At 60.2% G+C, this 23290-nt stretch carries 17 protein-coding genes; 7 read left to right on the forward strand and 10 right to left on the reverse strand.

All coding sequences use genetic code 11. The features are described from left to right. The first annotated feature begins 51 nt into the window (after positions 1-51). Both PH547_RS01230 and PH547_RS01235 read left to right on the forward strand, forming a co-directional pair. On the forward strand, positions 52-756 hold the full coding sequence (locus PH547_RS01230) for a DUF502 domain-containing protein (RefSeq protein ID WP_104823043.1): 705 nt from the start codon (positions 52-54) through the stop codon (positions 754-756). Between the two features lie 229 nt (positions 757-985). Beyond that, on the forward strand, positions 986-2482 hold the full coding sequence (locus PH547_RS01235) for an esterase-like activity of phytase family protein (RefSeq protein ID WP_445944989.1): 1497 nt from the start codon (positions 986-988) through the stop codon (positions 2480-2482). Positions 2483-2524: 42 nt separating this feature from the next. Here PH547_RS01235 and recG read toward each other — a convergent pair whose 3' ends face one another. Next, complete coding sequence (recG, locus tag PH547_RS01240; protein WP_285167284.1) at positions 2525-4630, reverse strand: ATP-dependent DNA helicase RecG; 2106 nt, start codon at positions 4628-4630, stop codon at positions 2525-2527. Positions 4631-4802: 172 nt separating this feature from the next. Here recG and PH547_RS01245 point away from each other — a divergent pair, with 172 nt between their 5' ends. Both PH547_RS01245 and mfd read left to right on the forward strand, forming a co-directional pair. Then, on the forward strand, positions 4803-5117 hold the full coding sequence (locus PH547_RS01245) for an FAD assembly factor SdhE (protein ID WP_283050349.1): 315 nt from the start codon (positions 4803-4805) through the stop codon (positions 5115-5117). Further along, positions 5114-8614, forward strand: a complete 3501-nt coding sequence (mfd, locus tag PH547_RS01250) for a transcription-repair coupling factor (protein WP_283050351.1) — start codon at positions 5114-5116, stop codon at positions 8612-8614. The genes PH547_RS01245 and mfd overlap by 4 nt, the downstream gene beginning before the upstream one ends. Positions 8615-8626: 12 nt before the next feature. On the opposite strand, the gene PH547_RS01255 is transcribed toward mfd, so the two are convergent. From PH547_RS01255 to PH547_RS01270, 4 genes are all read right to left on the reverse strand, one after another. Continuing rightward, a complete protein-coding gene (locus PH547_RS01255) occupies positions 8627-9424 on the reverse strand; it encodes a class I SAM-dependent methyltransferase (protein ID WP_285167285.1) in 798 nt (265 codons plus the stop codon). A 150-nt stretch (positions 9425-9574) separates the two neighbouring features. Further along, positions 9575-10489 carry a 4-hydroxybenzoate octaprenyltransferase gene (gene ubiA / locus PH547_RS01260; protein ID WP_283050354.1) on the reverse strand — a complete coding sequence of 305 codons (915 nt, stop codon included), beginning with the start codon at positions 10487-10489 and terminating at the stop codon, positions 9575-9577. 140 nt (positions 10490-10629) lie between these two features. Further along, positions 10630-11301 carry a DsbA family oxidoreductase gene (locus tag PH547_RS01265; protein WP_104823049.1) on the reverse strand — a complete coding sequence of 224 codons (672 nt, stop codon included), beginning with the start codon at positions 11299-11301 and terminating at the stop codon, positions 10630-10632. 112 nt (positions 11302-11413) lie between these two features. Beyond that, a complete protein-coding gene (locus PH547_RS01270; protein WP_104823050.1) occupies positions 11414-13225 on the reverse strand; it encodes an extracellular solute-binding protein in 1812 nt (603 codons plus the stop codon). Positions 13226-13491: 266 nt separating this feature from the next. On the opposite strand from PH547_RS01270, the gene PH547_RS01275 reads away from it, so the two are divergent. Further along, positions 13492-14151 (forward strand): invasion associated locus B family protein, encoded by a 660-nt coding sequence (locus PH547_RS01275; protein WP_104823051.1) that lies wholly within the window; start codon positions 13492-13494, stop codon positions 14149-14151. A gap of 135 nt (positions 14152-14286) precedes the next feature. Here PH547_RS01275 and hspQ read toward each other — a convergent pair whose 3' ends face one another. The 3 genes from hspQ to PH547_RS01290 all read right to left on the reverse strand — a co-directional run bounded on the left by hspQ (position 14287) and on the right by PH547_RS01290 (position 16658). After that, a complete protein-coding gene (hspQ, locus tag PH547_RS01280; RefSeq protein ID WP_104823052.1) occupies positions 14287-14616 on the reverse strand; it encodes a heat shock protein HspQ in 330 nt (109 codons plus the stop codon). A gap of 234 nt (positions 14617-14850) precedes the next feature. Next, entirely contained in the window at positions 14851-16260 is a 1410-nt protein-coding gene (gene glnA / locus PH547_RS01285; RefSeq protein WP_104823053.1) for a type I glutamate--ammonia ligase, read from the reverse strand. A gap of 59 nt (positions 16261-16319) precedes the next feature. After that, positions 16320-16658: a P-II family nitrogen regulator gene (locus PH547_RS01290; protein ID WP_003539626.1), complete on the reverse strand. Its 339-nt coding sequence runs from the start codon at positions 16656-16658 to the stop codon at positions 16320-16322. Between the two features lie 350 nt (positions 16659-17008). On the opposite strand from PH547_RS01290, the gene PH547_RS01295 reads away from it, so the two are divergent. Then, complete coding sequence (locus PH547_RS01295; protein WP_104825090.1) at positions 17009-18484, forward strand: NAD(P)H-hydrate dehydratase; 1476 nt, start codon at positions 17009-17011, stop codon at positions 18482-18484. 6 nt (positions 18485-18490) lie between these two features. Here PH547_RS01295 and PH547_RS01300 read toward each other — a convergent pair whose 3' ends face one another. After that, a complete protein-coding gene (locus tag PH547_RS01300) occupies positions 18491-19297 on the reverse strand; it encodes a DUF72 domain-containing protein (protein ID WP_104823054.1) in 807 nt (268 codons plus the stop codon). 133 nt (positions 19298-19430) lie between these two features. Further along, positions 19431-22352 carry an excinuclease ABC subunit UvrA gene (gene uvrA, locus PH547_RS01305; RefSeq protein ID WP_104823055.1) on the reverse strand — a complete coding sequence of 974 codons (2922 nt, stop codon included), beginning with the start codon at positions 22350-22352 and terminating at the stop codon, positions 19431-19433. A 302-nt stretch (positions 22353-22654) separates the two neighbouring features. Here uvrA and PH547_RS01310 point away from each other — a divergent pair, with 302 nt between their 5' ends. Next, complete coding sequence (locus PH547_RS01310; RefSeq protein ID WP_104823056.1) at positions 22655-23215, forward strand: single-stranded DNA-binding protein; 561 nt, start codon at positions 22655-22657, stop codon at positions 23213-23215. Positions 23216-23290 lie beyond the last annotated feature (75 nt).

A 23290-nucleotide genomic window follows, 5' to 3' on the forward strand; every position in this document is an offset into this window, starting at 1 on the left:
GGGGAATTTGCCGGTTAGCGGTGGCGACGGAACGGAGTTTTCGAACGGCGAATGACGGAAAAACCCATCAAAGTGTCTGTGGCAACGCGGATCAGAAATAATTTCCTGGCGGGCCTGATTATCTGCGCGCCGATCGCCATTACGCTCTGGCTCACTTGGTCTGTGGTCCACTGGGCCGATAGCTGGGTCAGGCCCTATATTCCGGCCCGCTATGATCCCGAAAGCTATCTGAACTTCGCGGTTCCTGGCACCGGCTTGGTGATCGCGATGATCTTCATCACGATCGTCGGTTTCCTCGCCAAAAACCTCATTGGCCAAAGCATCGTCCGTTTCGGCGAATCGATCGTTCATCGTGTGCCGCTGGTGCGAACCATCTATAAGAGCGTGAAGCAGATTTTCGAAACCGTGCTGAAAGAGCAGGGCACGTCTTTCAAGAAGGTTGGCCTAATCGAATATCCGAGCCCCGGCCTCTGGTCGATGGTGTTCATCTCGACCGATGCCAAGGGTGAAATCGCCTCCAAGTTTAACGCTATGGGGCATGACATGGTGGCCGTTTTCCTACCGCCGACGCCGGTGCCGACAGCCGGTTTTCTGGTTTTCGTTCCGCGTGAAAAGATCACCATTCTCGACATGAGCCCGGAAGACGGCGCCAAACTGCTGATCTCCGGCGGATTGGTCTCACCGGAATATCGGGAAAAGCTGATCGGCAAGGAACTGCCTCCGCCGGCGCCTGTTCCCGCAAAGACTTTGTCTTAGAGCCAGCCATTTCCTGATCTCCCCCTCTATCGCCCACGCGTTTGGGGCGAGTTGTCATGTCCTTATCATGTTGCCGTCTTAGACCGTCTGCCGGAAAGGCAATCGGGCGCATCTCATTGTCGAATGTCTGGGCTCAGTGCCGGACGTATCGTTCGACGCGGCTTCAGGCCGGGTCTGGAGGTGAATGCCGTTCCAGCCAAAAGGGCTTTTTCATCAGGAGGATATTGCCGTGAAAAATGTGCATTCAATGACTTTGCCGCTGCTCTCCGTAGCGCTCGCCACTTTCGTTTTTGCTGCGCCGGCCGCAGCCCTCGCCGATAATTCCGTTACCGTCGGCAATGTCACGCTGGTCAACAAGGGCCGCGTCGCCGTCGGGCGCATCCCGGCCAATCAGCGCGACAAGTTCGGCGAGACCTTCGGCTCCGGTTCGGGCATGTCCATCGACACCAAGAGCTGGGTGCGCAATGCCGATGGTTCCTACAAGGGTTCGCTGTGGCTGCTGCCGGATCGTGGCTATAATGCTGTCGGCACTACCGACTATCGTCCGCGCCTCAACACCGTCGATATCCAGTTGACGCCGGTTGCTCCGGGCGCAACACCGCCGGCCGGCAAGGAACAGTCTGGCGTCGTCGCCAAGCTTGCCGACACCATACTGCTCACCGACAACAAGGGCGCCGATACGACCGGTCTCGACCCTGCTAACGGCACTCGCCATCCGGAAGGCAGCATGCCGCTGCTGCCTCAAGCGCCGAACGGCAAGATCTCGCTCGACAACGAGGCCATCGCCCGTCTGTCCGACGGCACGATGTTCATCAGCGATGAATATGGCCCCTATATCTACCGCTTCTCCGCTACGGGCCTAATGATGTCTGCCACCCAGCCGCCGGCTGCACTGCTGCCGATGCGCAATGGCGCGGTGAACTTCGCTTCCAACAATCCGGGTCCGGGCGAAACGGCTCCCGATCCGAAGGATCCGACGAGCGGCCGCCAGAACAACCAGGGCCTCGAGGGCATGTCGATGACCCCGGACGGTAAGTTCCTGATTGCCGTGCTGCAGTCGGCAACCCGCCAGGATGGCGGCGATTCCAGCTCGACCCGACAGAACACCCGCGCGCTGATCTACGATGCCGCTGATCTGGCGCATCTGAAGCTCGTGCATGAATATGTCGTGCCGCTGCCGGTCTTTAAGGACGACAAGGGCAAGACGCTCGTCGCTGCCCAGAGCGAAATCGTGGCCCTGTCGCCGACAAACTTCCTGATGCTCGCTCGCGATAGCGGCAATGGTTACGGTGTGAAGGGCGATAAGTCGCTTTACCGCAGCATCAACATCGTCGATGTCTCGGCGGCCACGGATATTGCCGGCAGCAAATTCGATGCCGACACGGCGCTCGCTCCCAAGGGCGTTCTCGATCCGTCGGTAAAGCCGGCTGCGGTCAGCCAGTTCATCGATATCAACGATAGCGCCGATCTGGCTCGTTTCGGTCTCCACAATGGCGCGCCGAACGATCGCAACAACCTCTCCGAAAAGTGGGAGGCCATGTCGCTCGTCAGCGTCCAGGATCCGAAGCTGCCGGATGACTATTTCCTGTTTGTCGCCAATGACAACGACTTCCTCACCCAGGACGGTTTCCAGGTTGGCGCGGCCTATAAGGGCGATGGCGGAGGCGATGTCGACACCATGTTCCAGGTGTTCCAGGTGACGATCCCCGGCCTGTCGGCCAAGTAACGGCCTGCGATTTGGATGGACGCGATTGCCGCGTCCATCCGTCTATCCCGCTCTAAGGAACCGGATCGCCTCGTCGCGGCGGAAAAGATAGAGCAGGGTGCGCACCGCCATGCCGCGCTCGCCCGTCAGCTCCGGATCGCGCTCAATGAGATAGGCGGCGTCCTTGCGAGCGATTTCCAAGAGATCGGCATGGGCTTCGAGGCTGGCGATGCGGAAGCCCGGCGTGCCCGACTGGCGCGTGCCAAGCAACTCACCCTCGCCACGCAGCTTCAGGTCTTCCTCGGCAATGCGGAAACCGTCCTCGGTGTCGCGCATGATCGAGAGCCGCGCATGGCCGGTTTCGCCGAGCGGGCCTTTATAGAGCAGGATGCAGGTAGACGCCTCGTCGCCACGCCCGACGCGCCCACGCAACTGGTGCAACTGCGCCAGGCCGAAACGCTCGGCATGCTCGATCACCATGATGGTCGCATCCGGCACATCGACGCCGACTTCGACGACAGTCGTGGCGACCAGCAGGCGGATCTCGCCATTCTTGAAGGCCATCATCACTGCATCTTTTTCCGGTCCGCTCATGCGGCCGTGAATGAGCCCGATCCCGGGTCCGAGCGCCTTGGTCAAACTTGCGTGCCGCTCCTCGACTGACATTAAATCGGATTCTTCGGTTTCCTCCACAAGTGGGCATATCCAATAGGCTTTTTTGCCTTCTGACAAAGCGCTCTTTAGCCGTGAAACGATATCGCCGGTTCGTTCCGTCGGAATGGTGATCGTCTGGATCGGCTTGCGTCCGGCGGGCTTTTCCGTGAGCTTGGAGACATCCATGTCGCCGAAGGCGGCGAGCACAAGCGTCCGCGGGATCGGCGTTGCCGTCATGACCAGCATATGCGGCGAGATACCCTTCGCCGTCAGCCGCAAGCGCTGGTGTACGCCGAAGCGGTGCTGCTCGTCGACGACGGCCAGCATGAGATTGGCGTAGGTCACGCTGTCCTGAAACAGCGCATGCGTGCCGATGACGATCTGCGCTTCGCCGGAGGCGATACGTTCCAGGATGGCGTCGCGCTCGCGGCCCTTGGTGCGCCCGGTCAGCACTTCGACGGAGAGATTGGCACCGGCCGCGAATTTCGAGATCGTCGCATGATGTTGCCGCGCCAAAATTTCGGTCGGCGCCATCAACACGGCCTGGCCACCGCTTTCGATGACGGCGGCAATCGCCATCAGCGCCACCAGCGTCTTGCCCGCACCGACATCACCCTGCAGCAGCCGCAGCATGCGCTCCGTTCCGGCCATGTCCTTGAGAATATCGGCGACGGCCTCCCTCTGACTGTTTGTCATCGAAAAGGGAAGGGATTCCAATATGTTCCGGCTGATTGCTCCTGTAGGACGCACGGGTTGCCCTGCAACCTTGCGCAGACGCTGACGCACCAGCGACAGCGACAATTGCCCGGCCAGGAATTCGTCATAGGCAAGCCTGCGGCGGGCAGGCGCCTGCGGGTCGATATCGGCGGCATCCCGCGGCGCGTGCAGCATGTGAAAGCTGTCTGTGATGGAGGGGAAGCCCTGCTTCTGCGTGAGCGCCGCATCGTCCCATTCCGGCAGTTGCGGCATGCGCGTCATCGCCGCTTCGATGGTCTTGCGCAGGAATTTCGGCGAGAGCCCGGCGGTCAGAGGATAGACCGGCTCGACAAGCGGCAGGTTCTCCGCCTCGCTTTCGCGCATGATATAGTCCGGATGCACCATCGACGGGCGGCCGTTGAACCAGTCGACCTTGCCGCTGACGGTCACCACCTCATCGATCGGCAGTTGCTTTTCCAGCCATTGCGCCTTGCCCCGGAAGAACACCAGACCGAGTTCGCCGGTTTCGTCATGCAGGAAGACGCGATAGGGCACATTGCTGCGTGGATTCGGCGGCGGCTGATGGCGGTCGACGCGGCCCGTGATGGTGACGATCGTGCCCTGGGGCGCGCGAGCAATGCCCGGCTGCTCGCGCCGGTCGATGATGGAATGCGGTGCATGGAAGAGCAGATCGATGACGCGGCAGTCGTCTATGCTCTCCCGATCGAGCAGCTTCACCAGCAGTTCGGCAAGCTTCGGCCCAACGCCGGGCAGCGAAGAGACGGAAGCAAAGAGTGGATCGAGCACGGCGGGACGCATGGCCGGCAAAATGCGACGGGGAGGGTGGCTTGGCAAGGCCTGACGGTCATGCTGGCCTTTTCGAGGCGCACACTCCCCGGAAAATTGCACGCCGCATGCTTTTTTCCGAAAAACCGGTTCCCACCTTTCAAGGCTGGTTTTATAGAGACGCATCAACATAAAGGTGTTTTTGATGACTGGGCTGACTCTCAGCAGTGCCGATCTCGATCCCCGCCGCCGGCGCATTCTGTTTCGCTGTTGGCATCGCGGTATCCGCGAGATGGATCTTGTGTTCGGTCAGTTCGCCGACAACGAATTGCCCGGGCTTGCCGAGGCCGATCTTGATGAACTCGAGCGCATCATGGCCGAGGAAGATAACGATCTCGTCAAATGGATACTCGGAACGCAGCCGGTGCCGGAGCATCTACGGACGCCGCTATTTGCGCGCCTTGCCGCCTATAAGCCCGATTTCGAGCAGATCGCCGAAAAGCTTGGGATAACCAGATGATCCCTGGTTTCGACGCGAAGAAACTGATCGCGGCAAGCGAGCCGCTGACGATCGGCCACGTTCCCGCCGGCCTGGAGCCTTTCCTGCTGGCTGAACTGGCGAGAACCGGCCAACCGGTTGCCTATGTCATGTCCGACGGCCAGCACATGGCCGATGTCGAACAGATGCTCGGCTTCATCGCGCCCGAAATTCCGGTATTGACGCTGCCCGCCTGGGACTGCCTTCCCTATGACCGCGTTTCGCCAAGCTCCGATACCTCAGCCCGCCGTCTGGCGGCACTCTCAGGCCTCATCGCCCACCATCACAAGCCGCATGCGGCGATCGTCCTGGTGACGGTCAATGCTATGCTGCAGAAGGTCGCGCCGCAGGATGTGATCGAAAGCCTGGCCTTCTCGGCCCGGCCGGGCAATCAGGTGCGCATGGACGACATCGCTAGCCGTCTGGAGCGCAATGGCTTCGATCGCGTGGCGACCGTGCGCGAAGTTGGCGAATATGCCGTGCGCGGCGGTATCCTCGATGTCTTCGTGCCGGGCACGGAAGAGCCGGTGCGCCTTGATTTCTTTGGCGACACGCTGGAAAGCATCCGCAGCTTCGATCCCGCCAGCCAGCGCACCACCGGCCAGATCCGCTCCCTCGATCTCAATCCGATGAGCGAGGTAACGCTGACGCCGGATACGATCAGCCGCTTCCGCAAGAACTACCTTTCCGCCTTCGGCGCCGCGACACGCGACGACGCGCTCTATGTCGCCGTCTCGGAAGGCCGCCGCTATGCCGGCATGGAACACTGGCTACCGCTGTTCTACGAGAAGCTGGAGACGGTTTTCGATTATCTCCGTGGCTTCCGGCTCGTCACCGACCATACAGTGCGCGAAGCCGCCGAGGAGCGCTCCAAACTCGTTTTCGACTATTACGATGCCCGTCTGAATTCCGGACAGGCGGCCAAGGGGCAGATGTCGCAGGGTACGCCCTACAAGCCCGTAACGCCCGGCCAGCTCTATCTTGACGGCGGCACCTTCGCCAAGGCGCTCGATGCCTTCGATGCCATGCGCATCTCGCCTTTCAATGAACACGAAGGCGAGGCCCGCCGCGTCGTCAGCGTCGACGCCCGGCAGGGGTCTCGCTGGGCGCGGTCCGCGACCGAGAGTGCCGACAGCGAGCGCGTCAACGTCTTCGATGCCGTCGTCAAGCATATTGCCGACAAGCGGGCTGCGGGCGGCAAGGTGCTGATTTCAGCCTGGACCGAAGGTTCGCTCGATCGCCTGTTGCAGGTGTTGGCCGAACACGGGCTGGCTCGCGTCAAGACAATCGAGGCTTTCAAGGACCTCAACACCCTGGCGAAAGGCGAGGCGGCTGCGGCCGTGCTGAGCCTGGAAGCAGGCTTCGAGGCTGGCGATCTCATCGTCATCGGCGAGCAGGACATTCTCGGCGACCGCATGGTGCGCCGCTCCAAGCGCCGCAAGCGCGCCGCCGATTTCATCTCCGAAGTGGCCGGTCTCGACGAGGGCTCGATCGTCGTTCACGCCGAGCACGGCATCGGCCGTTTCGTCGGTCTGCGCACCATCGAGGCCGCCGGCGCGCCGCATGCCTGTCTTGAGCTACAGTATGCGGACGAGGCCAAGCTGTTCCTGCCGGTCGAAAACATCGATCTCCTGTCGCGCTACGGCGGCGAGGGCACCGAGGCGCAGCTCGACAAGCTTGGCGGCGGCGCCTGGCAGATGCGCAAGGCCAAGCTCAAGAAGCGCCTGCTGGATATGGCGGGCGCCCTGATCCGCGTCGCGGCAGAACGGCTGACGCGGCATGCGCCGGTGCTGACCTCGCCGGAAGGGCTCTATGACGAGTTCGCCGCGCGCTTCCCCTACGACGAGACCGAAGACCAGATGAACGCCATCGATGCGGTGCGCGACGATCTCGGCGCCGGCCGCCCGATGGATCGCCTCGTCTGCGGCGACGTTGGTTTCGGCAAGACGGAAGTGGCCCTGCGCGCCGCCTTCGTGGCCGCCATGAACGGCGTGCAGGTCGCCGTCGTCGTGCCGACGACGCTGCTTGCCCGTCAGCATTTCAAGACCTTCTCCGAGCGTTTCCGCGGTTTGCCGATCCGTGTGCAGCAGGCTTCGCGCCTCGTTGGCGCCAAGGATCTGGCACTGACCAAGAAGGAAGTGGCCGACGGCAAGACCGATATTGTCGTCGGCACGCATGCGCTGCTCGGCGCCGGCATCCAATTCGCCAATCTAGGCCTGCTGGTCATCGACGAAGAACAGCACTTCGGCGTCAAGCATAAGGAGCGCCTGAAGGAGCTGAAGAGCGACGTGCATGTGCTGACGCTGTCGGCAACGCCGATTCCGCGCACGCTGCAGCTTGCCATGACGGGCGTGCGCGAACTGTCGCTGATCACTACGCCGCCGGTCGACCGTATGGCGGTGCGCACCTTCATCTCGCCCTTCGATTCGCTAGTCATCCGCGAAACGCTGATGCGCGAGCACTATCGCGGCGGCCAGAGCTTCTATGTCTGCCCGCGTCTGGCCGATCTCGCCGACATCCACGCCTTCCTGCAGTCCGATGTGCCGGAGCTGAAAGTGGCCGTCGCCCATGGCCAGATGCCTGCCGGTGAGCTCGAAGACATTATGAACGCGTTCTATGAAGGGCGCTATGACGTGCTGCTCTCGACGACCATCGTCGAATCCGGTCTCGACGTGCCAACGGCCAATACGCTGATCGTCCACCGCGCCGACATGTTCGGCCTAGCGCAGCTCTATCAGTTGCGTGGCCGCGTCGGCCGGTCGAAAGTGCGCGCCTTCGCCCTGTTCACCCTGCCGGTCAACAAGGTGCTGACGACGACGGCGGAGCGCCGCCTGAAGGTGCTGCAGTCGCTCGATACGCTCGGCGCCGGCTTCCAGCTTGCAAGCCACGACCTCGATATCCGCGGCGCCGGCAATCTGCTGGGCGAGGAACAGTCCGGTCATATCAAGGAAGTGGGCTTCGAGCTTTATCAGCAGATGCTCGAAGAGGCTGTCGCCGAGGTCAAGGGCATCGACGAGATCCAGGATACCGGTTGGTCGCCACAGATTTCCGTCGGCACGCCCGTCATGATCCCCGACGATTACGTGCCGGACCTGCACCTGCGCATGGCGCTCTATCGCCGTCTCGGCGAGATCACCGAGATCAAGGAGATCGACAGTTTCGGTGCCGAAATGATCGACCGCTTCGGCCCGATGCCCATCGAAGTGCAGCATCTTCTGAAGATCGTCTATATCAAGTCACTCTGCCGCGTCGCCAATGTCGAAAAACTCGACGCCGGCCCGAAGGGTGTGGTCGTGCAATTCCGCAACAAGGAATTCCCGAACCCCGCCAACCTCGTCGGCTATATCGCCAAGCAGGGCACGATGGCGAAAATCCGCCCCGACCAGAGCGTATTCCTGACGCGAGATCTTCCGACGCCGGAAAAGCGGCTGCAGGGCGCGGCTGTGGTTATGACGCAGTTGGCGGAATTGGCGAAGTAGACGGGAGGCTCATCAGTCGCCTTTGCGGCTGATGAAGAGCCCCGTTTCCTTCTCGGTTTCAAGCACGCCGTTACCAGCCTCGAACGCCTCGGCAATTGCCTTGCGAAATTCGGCAAGCTGCGCCTCGTCGGCCTCATCGCCGGGAGGATAGGAGGTGAGGGCGCGGTACACGTCTTCCGGCTCCGTCACGCGAAGGCGAGCCGGATGCTCGGTCATCCTGACATTTCCGAGTTGGCTCTGCATGAGCCGTTCAGCGGCATCGTAGCCGAAGGCCGCGCCGGCGGGGTCATAGGGCGGGCTGCCGAATACGGTGGTCAGCTCGTACATCTTGCGCATGTTGCCGGCTCCGTTGGTCGTCACTGCGAGGAAGCCGCCCGGCTTCAGCACGCGATGCATTTCCGCGATGGCTTTGAAAGGGTCCGGCAGGTGATAGAACATATGCATCGCGATGACGGCATCAAAGGAGCCATCCGCAAAGGGCAGGGCCGCAGCATCGGCCCGCTCACCAGTGACGCCGGCAAAGGGCAATGCCCTGCATCGCTCCATGGCTTCTTGAATCATGCCGGGAGAAAGATCGGCAAGCGTCAGGTCCAGATTTGCCGATAGTGACGCGACCGTTGCCGCCCAGAACCAAGCGGGGCCACAGCCGATATCGAGAATGCGATCTCCGGATTTCAACGGAAGCTGCTGGGCGACCCATGGAAACCAGCCGATTTCTGCAACGGCATATTCGCTGTTCAGCCGGCCGCGCGCAGCCAGCTTTCTGCTATCCGCATATTGCTTGTCATTGACAGAGGTTATCGACGACATATCCGGTTGTCTCCCGATCTGGTGCCGAAAATCCCGCGTTTTTCCTTTTAGCGCAGCCCCGAAACATGCAAGTCTCAGCGGTCCGCCAATTGCGATCCGCAGCCTACAATAGACGCCTGTTGAACGCCAACTCTCTTTATGGTTGGCTTATTATAGCGTTCCGGCGAAGGCCGCTGCAGCCAGCAATACGCCTGTAAGAATGTTCGCCAGAAACAGTCGGTAATTCACCTCGGGGCGCGAAAGATCGAGGCGCCAGGTCTGCCAGCAGAGATGTGCGGCGATGACAAGCATCCCGATGACGTAGGGCAATGACATGCCGACCATCCATCCACCAACCGACCATGCTGCAACGGTCATGGCGTAGAACAAGCCGATACACGCCTTGCCGTGCTTACCAAACAGGATTGCGGTCGATTTCAAGCCTAGTCGCCTATCGTCGCGAACATCGACATAGGCATAAACGGTATCGTATCCGATCTGCCAGGCGATAGCTCCGAGCCACATCAGAAGCGCACCGGCCGGGATCTTGCCGATGACCTCCGACCACGCCATCAGCATTCCCCAATTGAATGCCGCGCCAAGAACGGCCTGAGGCCAATATGTGAACCGCTTGCAGAGCGGATAGACAAAGACGAGCGGCAAAACGCAGATTGCGACGAGGCGTGTATAGGGCGTCAGGAAGAACAGAAGCGAAGCCGCCAATGCGAGTTCCGCTACAAGAAACATGAGCGCCTGTGGCACGCCGATCTGCTCGCTCGCCAAAGGTCGAAAGCGGGTCCGTTCCACATGGCCGTCGAACTTCCGATCCGCAATGTCGTTGACCGTGGAGCCTGCGCTCCTCATCAGCAATGCGCCGAGCGAGAAGATGAACAGATGCCGAAGGTCCGGAAAGCCTTGCGAGGCTTGGATAAGCGCGGCCCAGCACGGGAAAAGAGTGAGCCATATGCCGACCGGGCGATCCAGCCGTGCGAGCCGCGTATAGGGTCTCAATGCCGAAGGCAACAGGCGATCCACCCAGTCGCCTAGCTTTATATCGCTTAAATCGGGGCGGGCAGAAGCGCTCATCATCCAAATCCGGCGGCTAAATTGAGGACGCAAAATAGAGGCTTTTGCGCATGCTGCAACAGCCGGAAGCGGCCTGCGCCAATTTGGCCTGGACATCGCCGACGACATCCACCGCCCAACGCCAAAGCCCCAATCTTCCCTCAGTTCATCCCAGCCCGCGCCTCGGCCTTCATCTTGGCGATATCGCGCAGCGCCCCAACCAGCACATCGGGTGTCTGCGCGCCGCTCACGGCATATTGCTGATCGAAGATGAAGAAGGGGACGCCGGTGACGCCGATCTTCTGGGCGGCGTCGATTTCGCCGATGATGAGAGCGCGGTCCGCATCCGAGGCGAGCAGGGTGGCGATGACGGAGCGGTCGAGCCCGGCCTTTTCGGCGATATCCAGCAGCACGGCATGGTCGCCGACATTGCGGCCTTCCTCGAAATTGGCCTTGAACAGGGCGCTGACCACCTTTTCCTGCTTCTCGCGATCCTCCGTTCCCGCCCATTGGATGAGGCGATGGGCGTCAAGGGTGTTTGGGCCGATCTTGATCGCGTCGAAATCGAAGTTGATGCCCACTTCGCGGCCGAGATCGGTCAACATCTTGTGCCCCTGCGCGACACGCTCCGCGCCGCCAAGCTTCTGCTCAAGCGCCTTCTTCTGGTCGACGCCTTCGGGCGGATAGTCGGGATTGAGGCGATACGGTCGCCAGTTGATATCGACGCCCACTTCGTCCTGCACTTCGGCGATTGCCAGCTCCAGCCGGGCCTTGCCGAGATAGCACCACGGACAAACGACGTCCGAGACGATATCGATCGTGATGCGTTCCATGGCTCAATCCTTCCACTCTATGGGGCTTCAAGGTCCCATCTAGGCCGGTTGGCTGGCAGCTTCAACCGGTTACCGAAAAGGAACCGGGTAAACATCTGCCGGCAAAGGCGTTTTATTGCACCGACGCATCCCACCAGACGGGCAACTGATAGCCATAGAGCGGCAGGACATCGGGATGGGCGATGCGGCTGCGCCGCGCCACCCATTGCTGGTCGATATGGTAGAGCGGCACGAGGTAATAGCCCGAGATCAGGATGCGGTCGAACGAGCGCACGGCATCGCGGAAATCCTCGGCCGAGTGGGCCGTCAGGAAATGCGACATCAGCGTATCGACATCCGGGTCGGCGACCCCGGCGAAATTGAAGCTGCCTTCGGTCTTGGCGGCGATCGAGCTCCAGCGCCCGAGCTGTTCGGTGCCTGGCGACAGCGACGAGGGATAGGACTTGATGATCATGTCATAGTCGTAGCTGATCGTACGACGCTGATACTGCGAATCATCGACCGTGCGGATCGTGACCGCGATGCCAAGCAGCGCCAGCGACCGACGGTAGGCGATCGCGATGCGCTCCTGGTCGGCGTTCTGCGTCATGATCTCGAAGCTGAGCTGGCGCCCGGCGCTGTCGACCATCTTTTCGCCCTGGATCGTGTAGCCGCCTTCCTTGAGCAGATTTACGGCCTTGCGCAGGATAGCCCGGTCGCGGCCGGAACCGTCGCTGACGGGCAGCTTGTAGGTGCCATCAAGCACATCGCGATCGATGCGATCCTTGATCGGGCCGAGCATGGCGAGTTCATGCGCATCCGCGGGCACACCGAACGACGAGAGGTCGGAGTTTTGCCAGTAGCTTTCGCTGCGCGTATAGGCGCTCGAGGAAAGGTTCCGATTCACCCATTCGAAGTCGAAGGCGAGCGTCAGTCCCTGCCGAATCTTCTTGTTGGCAAAAATCGGCCGCCGCGTATTGAAGACAAAGCCGAACATGCCGCTTGGCAGCTTCGGCCTGAAGACGTCCTTGATGACAGCGCCTGAAGTCACGGCCGGGAAATCATAGGCCGCCTGCCAATGGCCCGGACTGCCGTCAGGATAGATGTCGATATCGCCTTTCTTGAAGGCTTCGAACAGCGTGGTCTCCTGCAGGAAATAATTGACGGCGATCTCGTCGTAATTGTCGACGCCAACCTTCGACGGAATACCCTTGCCCCAATAATCGGGATTGCGCTCAAAGACGATGCGTTGACCGGGATCAATGCTCTTGACCCTGTAAGGGCCGGAGCCGATCGGGATGCTGAGCGTCGTCCGATCGAAACTGTCAGGGTCTGTCGCGTGCTTCGGCAGGATCGGCAGCGATGATGCGATAATCAGTGGCGTTTCGCGATTGGCCTTGTCGTTGAAGCGGATCAGCACGCTATGATCGCCGACCTTCTCGACGCTGCCGACAGTGTCGAGCCAGGAGGAAAACGGCACCCGCCCCTTGTCGTGCAGCAGTTGGAACGTGAAAATCACATCCTCGGGCGTCACCGGCTGCCCGTCCGACCATTTGGCGTTTGGATTGAGGTTGAACCGGATATAGCTTCGGCTGTCGTCCCATTCGGCCGTTTGGGCCAACAGACCGTAGAGCGTGAAGGGTTCGTCGCGCGAGCGCTGCATCAGCGATTCGTAGATGAGATTGCCGAAATCCGGATCCCACATGCCCCGCGCAGTCGTGCGCATGCTCTTCAGAATAAAGGGATTGAGATTGTCGAAGGTGCCGACGACGCCATAGTTGATATGGCCGCCCTTTTTGACGTTCGGATTGACGTAGGGAAAATGCGTATAATCCGCCGGCAAGGCAGGATCTCCATGCATCGCGATGCCATAGAGCGGCTCGGCGGCCGCCGCACTGCAGAATGCTGAGAAGAACAGGAAAATAGCGATCCGGAGCGCTTGCATGGCATCCTTTCCGGTAAGGGGCATGATTCTGCGGAACCTTATCATGAGAGTGCCGAATCCAACACGCGCCCACCGGAATTCTTGGATCTTGACAGAAAAGACCAAAGAAAAGCTGGATATCCGCGCCCGTGCGATGTAACAGGAGTGCCGGGTTTCCCGGGTCATGCATTTGCCTTAATCTTTCGACAGGTGGACGGCGGTTTGACCCGATTGGCATGGGGCGGCAGGCTGTCGTCCCGCATCGGATTTCAGGAGGCGGTTTCGCTATGACGTTCAAGACTGACAACAAAATGCGGGCAGGACTCTCTGCTCTGGCTCTCATGATCGGTGCAGCGCTTCCGGCTGCTGCTTTCGCTCAGGATGCCTCGGATGCAGCTCCCGCTGACGGCGGCGCCAACGCCAACCAGCCGCGCCTCGGCTGGTACAAGACCTGCACCAAGCAGGACGACGCCGATATCTGTATCGTTCAGAACCTGATCATGGCCAACAACGGCCAGTTGGTGACCGCAGTCGGCCTCATCTCGGTCGACGGCAAGGTCAACCGCAAGATCCTGCAGATCTCCGTTCCGACGGCACGTCTGATCGCTCCGGGCATCACCATGCAGGTCGACGGCGGCAAGGGCCAGAAGATCGACTACGCTGTCTGCCTTCCGGACAAGTGCACGGCCGAAGTCCCGCTGACCGACGCCATGATCGCGGCCCTGAAGAAGGGCACCGACGTGACCTTCACCTCGATCAACTTCCGTCGCGCTCCGAACCCGATCAAGATCTCGCTCGACGGCTTCGGCGCTGCCTATGACGGCGCAGCGATCTCCGACTCGAAGCTGGCCGAAAGCCAGAAGAGCCTGCAGGACAGCATGCAGAAGAAGGCCGAAGAAGCCCGCAAGAAGCTGGAAGACGCTCAGAAGGCCGCAAAGCAGCAGTAAGCCGCAGCGCTTTCAAGATTTTACAAAAAAGCCCGGCTCTGCGCCGGGCTTTTTTGTAATGGCCATAAGTCCAAAAACACGAAAGGGAAGACGTTGGGAGCGTCTTCCCTTCGAAAACTTGCATGAAATTGACGCTTAGTGGGCGAAGCTCATCTTGGGCTTGAACTCGCCTGTAGGCGCTTTATCGAAGATCTGAGCAATCTGCGGGTTACGAAGCGGGACACCGCTCTCGTCGCTGATCAGGTTCTGCTCGGACACGTATGCGACATATTCCGTCTCGTCGTTTTCGGCGAGAAGGTGGTAGAAGGGTTGGTCCTTGCTGGGCCGCACTTCTGCCGGAATGGAATTCCACCATTCTTCAGTATTGGCGAATTCCGGGTCGACGTCGAAGATGACACCGCGGAAGGGAAACATCCGGTGCCGAACCACGTCGCCTATGTTGAATTTTGCGTAGCGTTCTTTCATGGCGCGACTTCCTTTCAAGCAATCATGTGGTGAATTCCACCGCCGATATCAAGGATTCTGCCCCGATTCCTTCATTCAGTTGTCACATTCGAACAACGCTGTTCGCCCTACATTGTTCGATTGCGCGATACACGAATTGTAATGTCCAGCAAGGCAGCCGTGACCGAAAATACGTCTGCCTCACGCTTGCCAGCAAGCAAAAGCCCCGGCTGACCGAGGCTTTCGCCTCGGTTCTTATGCCGAGTAATACATGTCGTATTCGACCGGATGCGGGGTCATTTCGAAGCGCATGACTTCCTGCATCTTCAGTTCGATGAAGGCATCGATCTGGTCGTCGTCAAAGACGCCGCCGGCGGTCAGGAACTTGCGGTCCTTGTCCAGGCTTTCGAGCGCTTCGCGCAGCGAGCCGCAGACCGTCGGGATCTTCTTCAGCTCCTTCGGCGGCAGGTCGTACAGGTCCTTGTCCATGGCCTTGCCCGGATGGATCTTGTTCTTGATGCCGTCGAGGCCGGCCATCAGCATGGCGGCAAAGGCGAGATAGGGGTTGGCGGTCGGGTCGGGGAAGCGGACTTCGACGCGCTTTGCCTTGGGGTTGGAGCCGAACGGGATGCGGCAGGAGGCGGAGCGGTTGCGGGCCGAATAGGCGAGCAGAACCGGAGCCTCATAGCCCGGCACGAGACGCTTGTAAGAGTTCGTCGACGGGTTGGTGAAGGCGTTGATCGCCTTGGCATGCTTGATGATGCCGCCGATGTAGTAGAGGCAGCTCTCGGAGAGGCCTGCATATTCATCGCCCGCGAAGGTCGGCTTGCCGCCCTTCCAGATCGACTGGTGAACGTGCATGCCCGAGCCGTTGTCGCCGAAGATCGGCTTCGGCATGAAGGTTGCCGTCTTGCCGTAGGCATTGGCGACCTGGTGAACCACGTACTTGTAGATCTGCATCTTGTCGGCGTTGCGCACCAGCGTGTCGAACTTGATGCCAAGTTCGTGCTGAGCCGCCGCGACCTCGTGGTGATGCTTTTCGACGACGACGCCCATCTCGGCGAGAACCGTCAGCATTTCCGAACGCATGTCCTGGGCACTGTCGACCGGCGGAACCGGGAAGTAGCCGCCCTTGACGCGCGGACGGTGGCCGAGGTTGCCGGTTTCATAATCGGTGTCGTCGTTGGACGGCAATTCGCTGGAGTCGAGCTTGAAGCCGGTGTTGTACGGATCGGCCTTGTACTTGACGTCGTCGAAGACGAAGAATTCGGCTTCCGGACCGAAGAAGGCGGTGTCGCCGATGCCGGATGCCTTAAGATAGGCTTCGGCCTTCTTTGCGGTGCCGCGCGGATCGCGGTTGTAGGCTTCGCCCGAGACCGGATCGAGAATGTCGCAGAGGATGACCATGGTGGATTGCGCGAAGAACGGATCCATGTGAACCGTTTCGGTATCGGGCATCAGCACCATGTCGGATTCGTTGATGGCCTTCCAACCCCCAATCGAGGAGCCGTCGAACATCACGCCGTCGGCGAACATGTCCTCGTCGACGCAGACGACGTCCATCGTGACATGCTGCAGCTTGCCCTTGGGATCCGTGAACCGCAGGTCAACGAACTTGACGTCGTTATCCTTAATTTGTTTGAGAATTTCGCTTGCGGTCGTCATTAAAATTACTTCCCTTGACTTAGATGACGATTACGAGCCTGGCCGCAACAGCCGGGCGGTTAGATGGCGTCTATACCTGTTTCTCCGGTGCGGATTCGAATGACCTCTTCCACATTGGAGACGAAAATCTTTCCGTCGCCGATCCGGCCGGTCTGCGCAGCCTTGCGGATGGCGTCGATCACCGCTTCCGCATTCTCGTCCGCCAATACGACTTCGACCTTCACCTTAGGCAGGAAGTCGACGACGTATTCGGCGCCACGGTAAAGCTCCGTGTGGCCTTTCTGACGACCGAAGCCCTTCGCTTCCGTGACAGTGATGCCTTGCAGACCGACTTCTTGAAGGGCTTCCTTCACTTCGTCCAGCTTGAAAGGCTTAATGATCGCTTCGATCTTTTTCATGAGAAAATGTCTCTCCGCTTCTCCCGTTACAGCAGGACCATTCCCCGCTTGCCCAACCTGATGCACGTATCATGCCAGTTCACAGAGGCCTGCCGTAAAAAATCTCGGCGAATTGGCGCCGAGACCCCGGATTGATGAGGATTTTTCGGAAAAATGGAAGCGTTTTCGCACCGAAACGCGTGAGATGAAGCAAAATTTTGCAAAAAAGTGCTGTATTTCTCACAATTGTACCTCAAGCGCATTTTGAGTGCGTTTGCGTAATTATTATGCAAATGCATTCTGGTTGAGCAAATGGTGCCTCGAAATCATGGTTGTTTTTCAGGCAGGTTTCGCATTCAATGATGGCCATCATGATGTCACCGCTCGCCGATCTGCTTCTTTCACCCGAGGATATGGCCGCCGTCGATCGAGCGGCCGCCGCGTCTGGCATCGACTCCTACGGACTTATGGAAAGAGCAGGCCAGGCGGTCGCCGCGAGCGCCCTGCGGCATTTCCCCGAGACATTGCGATTTATCGTGCTCTGCGGCCCCGGCAACAATGGCGGCGACGGCTACGTCGCGGCGCGTGCCCTGCGGCAAACCGGCGTGGAGGTCCAACTCTTTCACCTCGGCGATCCCAAAACGCTGAAAGGCGATGCCGCCCGGGCCTTTGCGGAGTGTCCGGTTGGTGGCGAGACACTCGGGCGCTATTCGCCGCGCCCGGGAGACGTCGTCATCGACGCCATTTTCGGCGCCGGCCTCTCCCGTCCCGTCCCCGATGAGGTAGCGGCGATCATCGCGGAGATTGCTGAGGCTCATATTCCCGTTATTGCCGTCGACTTGCCCTCCGGTCTCGATGGTCGCAGCGGCCAAGTGCTGGGTGCCGCTTTTCGCGCCGTGCGTACAGTCACGTTCATGACCCGTAAGCCTGGTCACCTGCTAATGCCGGGGCGCGATCTTTGTGGCGTGCTGGAAGTTTTCGACATCGGCATTCCCGCGCGCATTGTCCGTGCCCATGCGAACGGCCTGATCGCGGAAAACACGCCGGCGCAATGGCAGGCCGACCTGCCGGCGGCTGCCACGGATATCCACAAATACAAGCGTGGCCATCTGGTGGTCTTTTCCGGCGGAGCGACCGCTACGGGCGCAGCGCGCATGTCGGCCATGGCGGGGCTTAAGGCGGGGGCAGGGCTCGTCACCATCGCCTCCCCGGAACAGGCGCTGATGGTCAACGCGGGACTGTTGACGGCAATCATGCTGCACGGGGTCGACGATGAAGCTGCGTTACGCGCTTGGCTCACCGACCAGCGCCTCTCGACGTTCGTCCTCGGCCCTGGCTTCGGCGCCGGCGAGAAAGCCAGGCAATTCGCATTGGCCGTGAGTGACCGCCATCTGGTCCTGGATGCCGATGGCATCACGTCGTTTCGCGATGAACCCCAACGCTTGTTCGATGCTTTCGCCAATGGCCCGACGCGGCTGGTGTTGACGCCGCATGAGGGGGAGTTCGCGCGCTTATTTCCCGATATCGCCGCCGATGAGGCGTTGAGCAAGGTCGAGAAGGCGAGGGCAGCGGCGGCGCGCGCTCATGCCGCCATCATCTACAAAGGCGCCGACAGCGTCATTGCCGCTCCCGACGGCCGAGCCTTGATCAATGCCAATGCGCCGCCCTGGCTTGCCACCGCCGGCTCCGGCGACGTGCTTGCAGGCATCATCGGCGGACTTCTGGCACAGGGCGCGTCTGCGTTCGAAGCGGCGGCGGCTGGCGTTTGGCTGCATGGCCTGGCCGGACAGCGCGCGGGAAAAGGGCTGACGGCCGAAGACCTCGTTGCCCGTGTCGCTCCCTTTTGAAAACAACTATTTCGCCACTTCCTCCTGCAGCGCGATCGCGCCATGCGGAGCATTGACCTTGCCCTCATGGATCATGAAGGCAAAGACGTCGCGAGGCTCAGCCTTGACCTTGCGGGTCTCATCGATCAACGGCAGGTCATCGGGTATCTTGCCTTCGGCCCATGTTTGCAACCGCTTCGCCCAAGCCTTCAAATCTTTCGGCGGATAGCAGGTCTTGATATCGTCGGAGCCCTTCTGCAGACGGGCATAGACGAAATCGGCGGTCACATCCGCGATCATCGGATATTCGAAATGCTCAGCGCAAACCGGCGCGATATTGTATTTGGCGAGCAGAGCGATGAATTCCGGCACCTTGAACGAGTCATGCCTGACCTCGACCACGTGTTTCAGCGCCAAGCCGTCCTGCTTATCCGGCAGCAACTTCAGGAATGCCTCGAAGTCATCCGGATCGAATTTCTTCGTCGGTGCGAATTGCCAAAGCAGCGGCCCAAGATGATCGCCCAATTCGCTGATGCCGGAGTCGAGGAAGCGCTGCATCGACTCTCCCGCTTCGGAGAGCACGCGCCGGTTGGTGACGAAACGTGTCGCCTTGAGAGAGAAGATGAAACCATCCGGCACATCGGCAGCCCATTTCGCAAAAACCTCCGGCTTCTGCGTGCTGTAATAGGTGCCGTTGACCTCGATCACCTTCAGCCTGCGGCTGGCGAAATTGAGCTCGTCCTTCTGCTTGAGCGTGTCGGGATAAAATGCCCCGCGCCAGGGCTCAAAGGTCCAGCCGCCGATGCCGGTTCGGATCGTACCTGCAGTGGTCATTCTCTCCTCCATTGATCGGCTAGTGCATGTCGCGCAAAAGTGTGCAGCGGTTTTGCGATAACGACATGCACAAAACCAAAAACTTAAAGCGCAAGAAGCGAGTCTGAAAGATCGCGACGCGCTTTAAGCTAGCTCACTCCGCGGCTACCACCTTTTTCATCGGCCGCCGCTCCAGCAATTCCTTCAGGAACTGACCGGTATAGGAACGCTTCTCCTTGACGACAGTCTCCGGCGTGCCTGCCGCGACGATCTCGCCGCCGCCATCTCCGCCTTCGGGACCGAAGTCGAGGATCCAGTCGGCCGTCTTGATGACCTCGAGATTGTGCTCGATCACAACAACCGAATTGCCCTGGTTGACCAGTTCGTGCAGCATTTCCAAGAGTTTGGCGACGTCGTGGAAGTGCAGGCCGGTGGTCGGTTCGTCTAGGATATAGAGCGTGCGACCAGTCGATCGCTTCGACAATTCCTTGGCCAGCTTGACACGCTGCGCTTCGCCGCCCGAAAGCGTATTGGCCTGCTGACCGACCTTGATATAGCCGAGGCCGACATCTTTCAGGGACTGCAGCTTGTCGCGCACGGCAGGAACGGCCGCGAAGAAATCGACGCCCTCTTCGACCGTCATGTCGAGCACATCGGCGATCGACTTGGTCTTGAAGGTGACGTCCAGGGTCTCCCTGTTGTAGCGCTTGCCGTGGCAGACATCGCAGGTAACGTAGACGTCCGGCAGGAAGTGCATCTCGATCTTGATGACGCCGTCACCCTGGCAGGCTTCGCAACGGCCGCCCTTGACGTTGAAGGAGAAGCGGCCCGGCTGATAGCCGCGCGCCTTGGCTTCCGGCAGACCGGCGAACCAATCGCGGATCGGCGTGAAGGCGCCGGTATAGGTTGCCGGGTTCGATCGCGGCGTGCGGCCGATAGGCGATTGATCAATGTCAATCACCTTGTCGATATGTTCGAAGCCATCGATGCGGTCATGATCGGCCGGGATTTCGCGCGCGCCCATGACGCGGCGGGCTGCCGACTTGTACAGCGTCTCGACCAGGAACGTGGACTTGCCGCCGCCGGAAACGCCGGTGACTGCAGTGAAGACGCCGAGCGGGATCGAGGCCGTCACGTTCTTGAGGTTGTTGCCTCTCGCGCCGATAACCTTGATCTCCTTGCCCTTCTTGGCCTTGCGACGCTCGTCGGGGACTGGCACGCCGAGCTCGCCGGAGAGATATTTGCCGGTCATCGATTTCGGGTTGGCCATGATGTCCTGCGGCGTGCCATGCGCCACCACTTCGCCGCCATGCACGCCGGCGGCCGGGCCGATATCGACGACGTCATCCGCCGTCAGAATGGCATCCTCGTCGTGTTCGACAACGATGACCGTATTGCCGATGTCGCGCAGATGTTTCAGCGTTTCCAGCAGGCGGGCATTGTCGCGTTGATGCAGGCCGATCGACGGTTCGTCAAGAACATAGAGCACACCCGTCAGGCCTGAGCCTATCTGCGAGGCCAGGCGAATACGCTGGCTTTCGCCGCCGGACAGCGTGCCGGAATTGCGCGACAGGCTCAGATATTCAAGGCCGACATCGTTGAGGAAGCGCAGGCGATCACGGATCTCCTTGAGGATACGCACGGCGATCTCGTTCTGCTTGTCGGTGAACGTCTCCGGCAGCGCGTTGAACCAGTCGCGGGCAATCCGGATCGACATTTCAGCCACCTGGCTGATGTGCAGCTTATTGATTTTTACCGCCAGCGCTTCCGGCTTCAGGCGATAGCCGTTGCAGGCAGGGCAGGGCGCGGCCGACATATAACGTTCGATCTCCTCGCGCGCCCAGGCGGAATCCGTTTCCTTCCAGCGCCGCTCGAGGTTCGGCACGATGCCTTCGAAATTCTTATGCGTCGTATAGGAACGGGCACCGTCGGCGTAGTGAAACTCGATCTTGTCCTCGGTGCCATTCAAAATGACATCTTTTGCCGTGTCGGACAGGTCGCTCCAGCGGCTGCCGAGCTTGAAGCCGTAATGCTTGCCGAGTGCTTCGAGCGTCTGATTATAATAGGGCGAGGTCGATTTGGCCCATGGCGCGACGGCGCCGTCGCGCAGCGTGCGCTCAGGTTCCGGCACGATCAGCGCCGGATCAATCTTTTGCAGCGAACCCAGCCCGTCGCAGGAAGGGCAGGCGCCAAAGGGATTGTTGAACGAAAACAGCCGCGGCTCGATTTCCGGAATGGTGAAGCCGGAAACCGGGCAGGCGAACTTTTCCGAAAAGAGCACGCGCTCATGCGTCTCGTTCAACGATTTGTTGGCCGAGCCGCCGGCCGCGGTTTCTTCCGGCGGCAACGGCTTGTCGGCGAATTCCGCAATGGCAAGGCCCTCGGCAAGATGCAACGAGGTTTCGAAGCTGTCCGCCAGGCGCGCCGACACGTCGGGCCTGACGACGATACGGTCGACCACCGCGTCGATATCGTGCTTGTATTTCTTGTCGAGCGCCGGCACATCGGCGATCTCATAGAACTGCCCGTCGACCTTGACGCGCTGGAAGCCCTTTTTCATGAGCTCCGCCAGTTCCTTCTTGTATTCGCCCTTACGGCCGCGCACGAGCGGCGCCAGGATATAAAGCCTGGTGCCTTCACCGAAGGCAAGCACGCGGTCGACCATCTGGCTGACCGTCTGGCTCTCGATCGGCAGGCCTGTGGCCGGCGAATAGGGCACGCCGACGCGGGCGAACAGAAGGCGCATGTAATCGTATATTTCGGTAACGGTGCCGACCGTCGAGCGCGGATTGCGCGACGTGGTCTTCTGCTCGATCGAAATCGCCGGCGATAGGCCGTCGATCTGGTCGACATCCGGCTTTTGCATCATCTCCAGGAACTGCCGCGCATAGGCCGACAGGCTCTCGACATAACGGCGCTGCCCTTCGGCATAGATCGTGTCGAAGGCGAGCGAGGATTTGCCCGAGCCAGAAAGGCCGGTCATGACGATCAGCTTGTTGCGCGGAAGATCGAGATCGATCCCCTTGAGATTGTGCTCGCGCGCGCCACGTATGGAAATAGTCTTCAGTTCACTCATCGTCGTCTGCGGTCCCTTGGTGTCTGCCCTTATTTAGTGATGCCCGCCCGCGAGTCGAGGCTGAAATGAAGGGCAACGCCAGGTTTTCGATTCGGTTGACAGGATCATAGAGGTGAATTAGAACAAAGAAAGAACAAATTTGCCTTCGGGTCAAGGCCGCGTATCATTTCGCATTTCATATAATGTCTGTGGATGAGCGCAGCAGATGGGGCCACGTAAATAGCGCCTGATGGCGGCAATGGTCTAAGGTGCGTGGATAGAATTTCAGAGCCGTCGATGGGCGGCAAGCAGGGTAGGTAATCATGGCCGGTAGTGTGAACAAGGTAATTCTGGTTGGAAATCTCGGGGCGGACCCGGAAATCCGCCGTACGCAGGACGGCCGTCCGATCGCCAACCTCAACATCGCGACGTCGGAAACCTGGCGCGACCGCAATTCCGGCGAGCGCCGGGAAAAGACGGAATGGCACCGCGTCGTGATCTTCAATGAAGGTCTCTGCAAGGTTGCCGAACAATATTTGAAGAAGGGCGCCAAGGTCTATATCGAGGGCGCACTTCAGACGCGTAAATGGCAGGATCAGAACGGCCAGGATCGTTATTCGACCGAAATCGTGTTGCAGGGCTTCAATTCGACGCTGACCATGCTGGATGGCCGTGGCGAAGGCGGCGGCGCTGTCGAAGGCGGTCGGGGTGGACGCGGCGGCGGTGACTTTGGCGGTGGTTATGGTGGCGACTATGGTGGTGACGACTACGGCCAGCCCTCGTCGCAATCGTCGGGCCGTGGCGCCAGCGGTGGCCGTGGCGGCGCCGCAAGCGGCGGCGGCAGCAACTTCTCGCGCGATCTGGACGACGATATTCCGTTTTGATCCCGTCGCTTTGATCGGCAAGTCGTATCGAGTTGAGTTGAACGGCCCGTCTTTCCGGCGGGCCTTTCTGTAAGT

Origin of the sequence: Rhizobium cerradonense (assembly GCF_030182455.1) — a bacterium.
GTDB lineage: Bacteria > Pseudomonadota > Alphaproteobacteria > Rhizobiales > Rhizobiaceae > Rhizobium.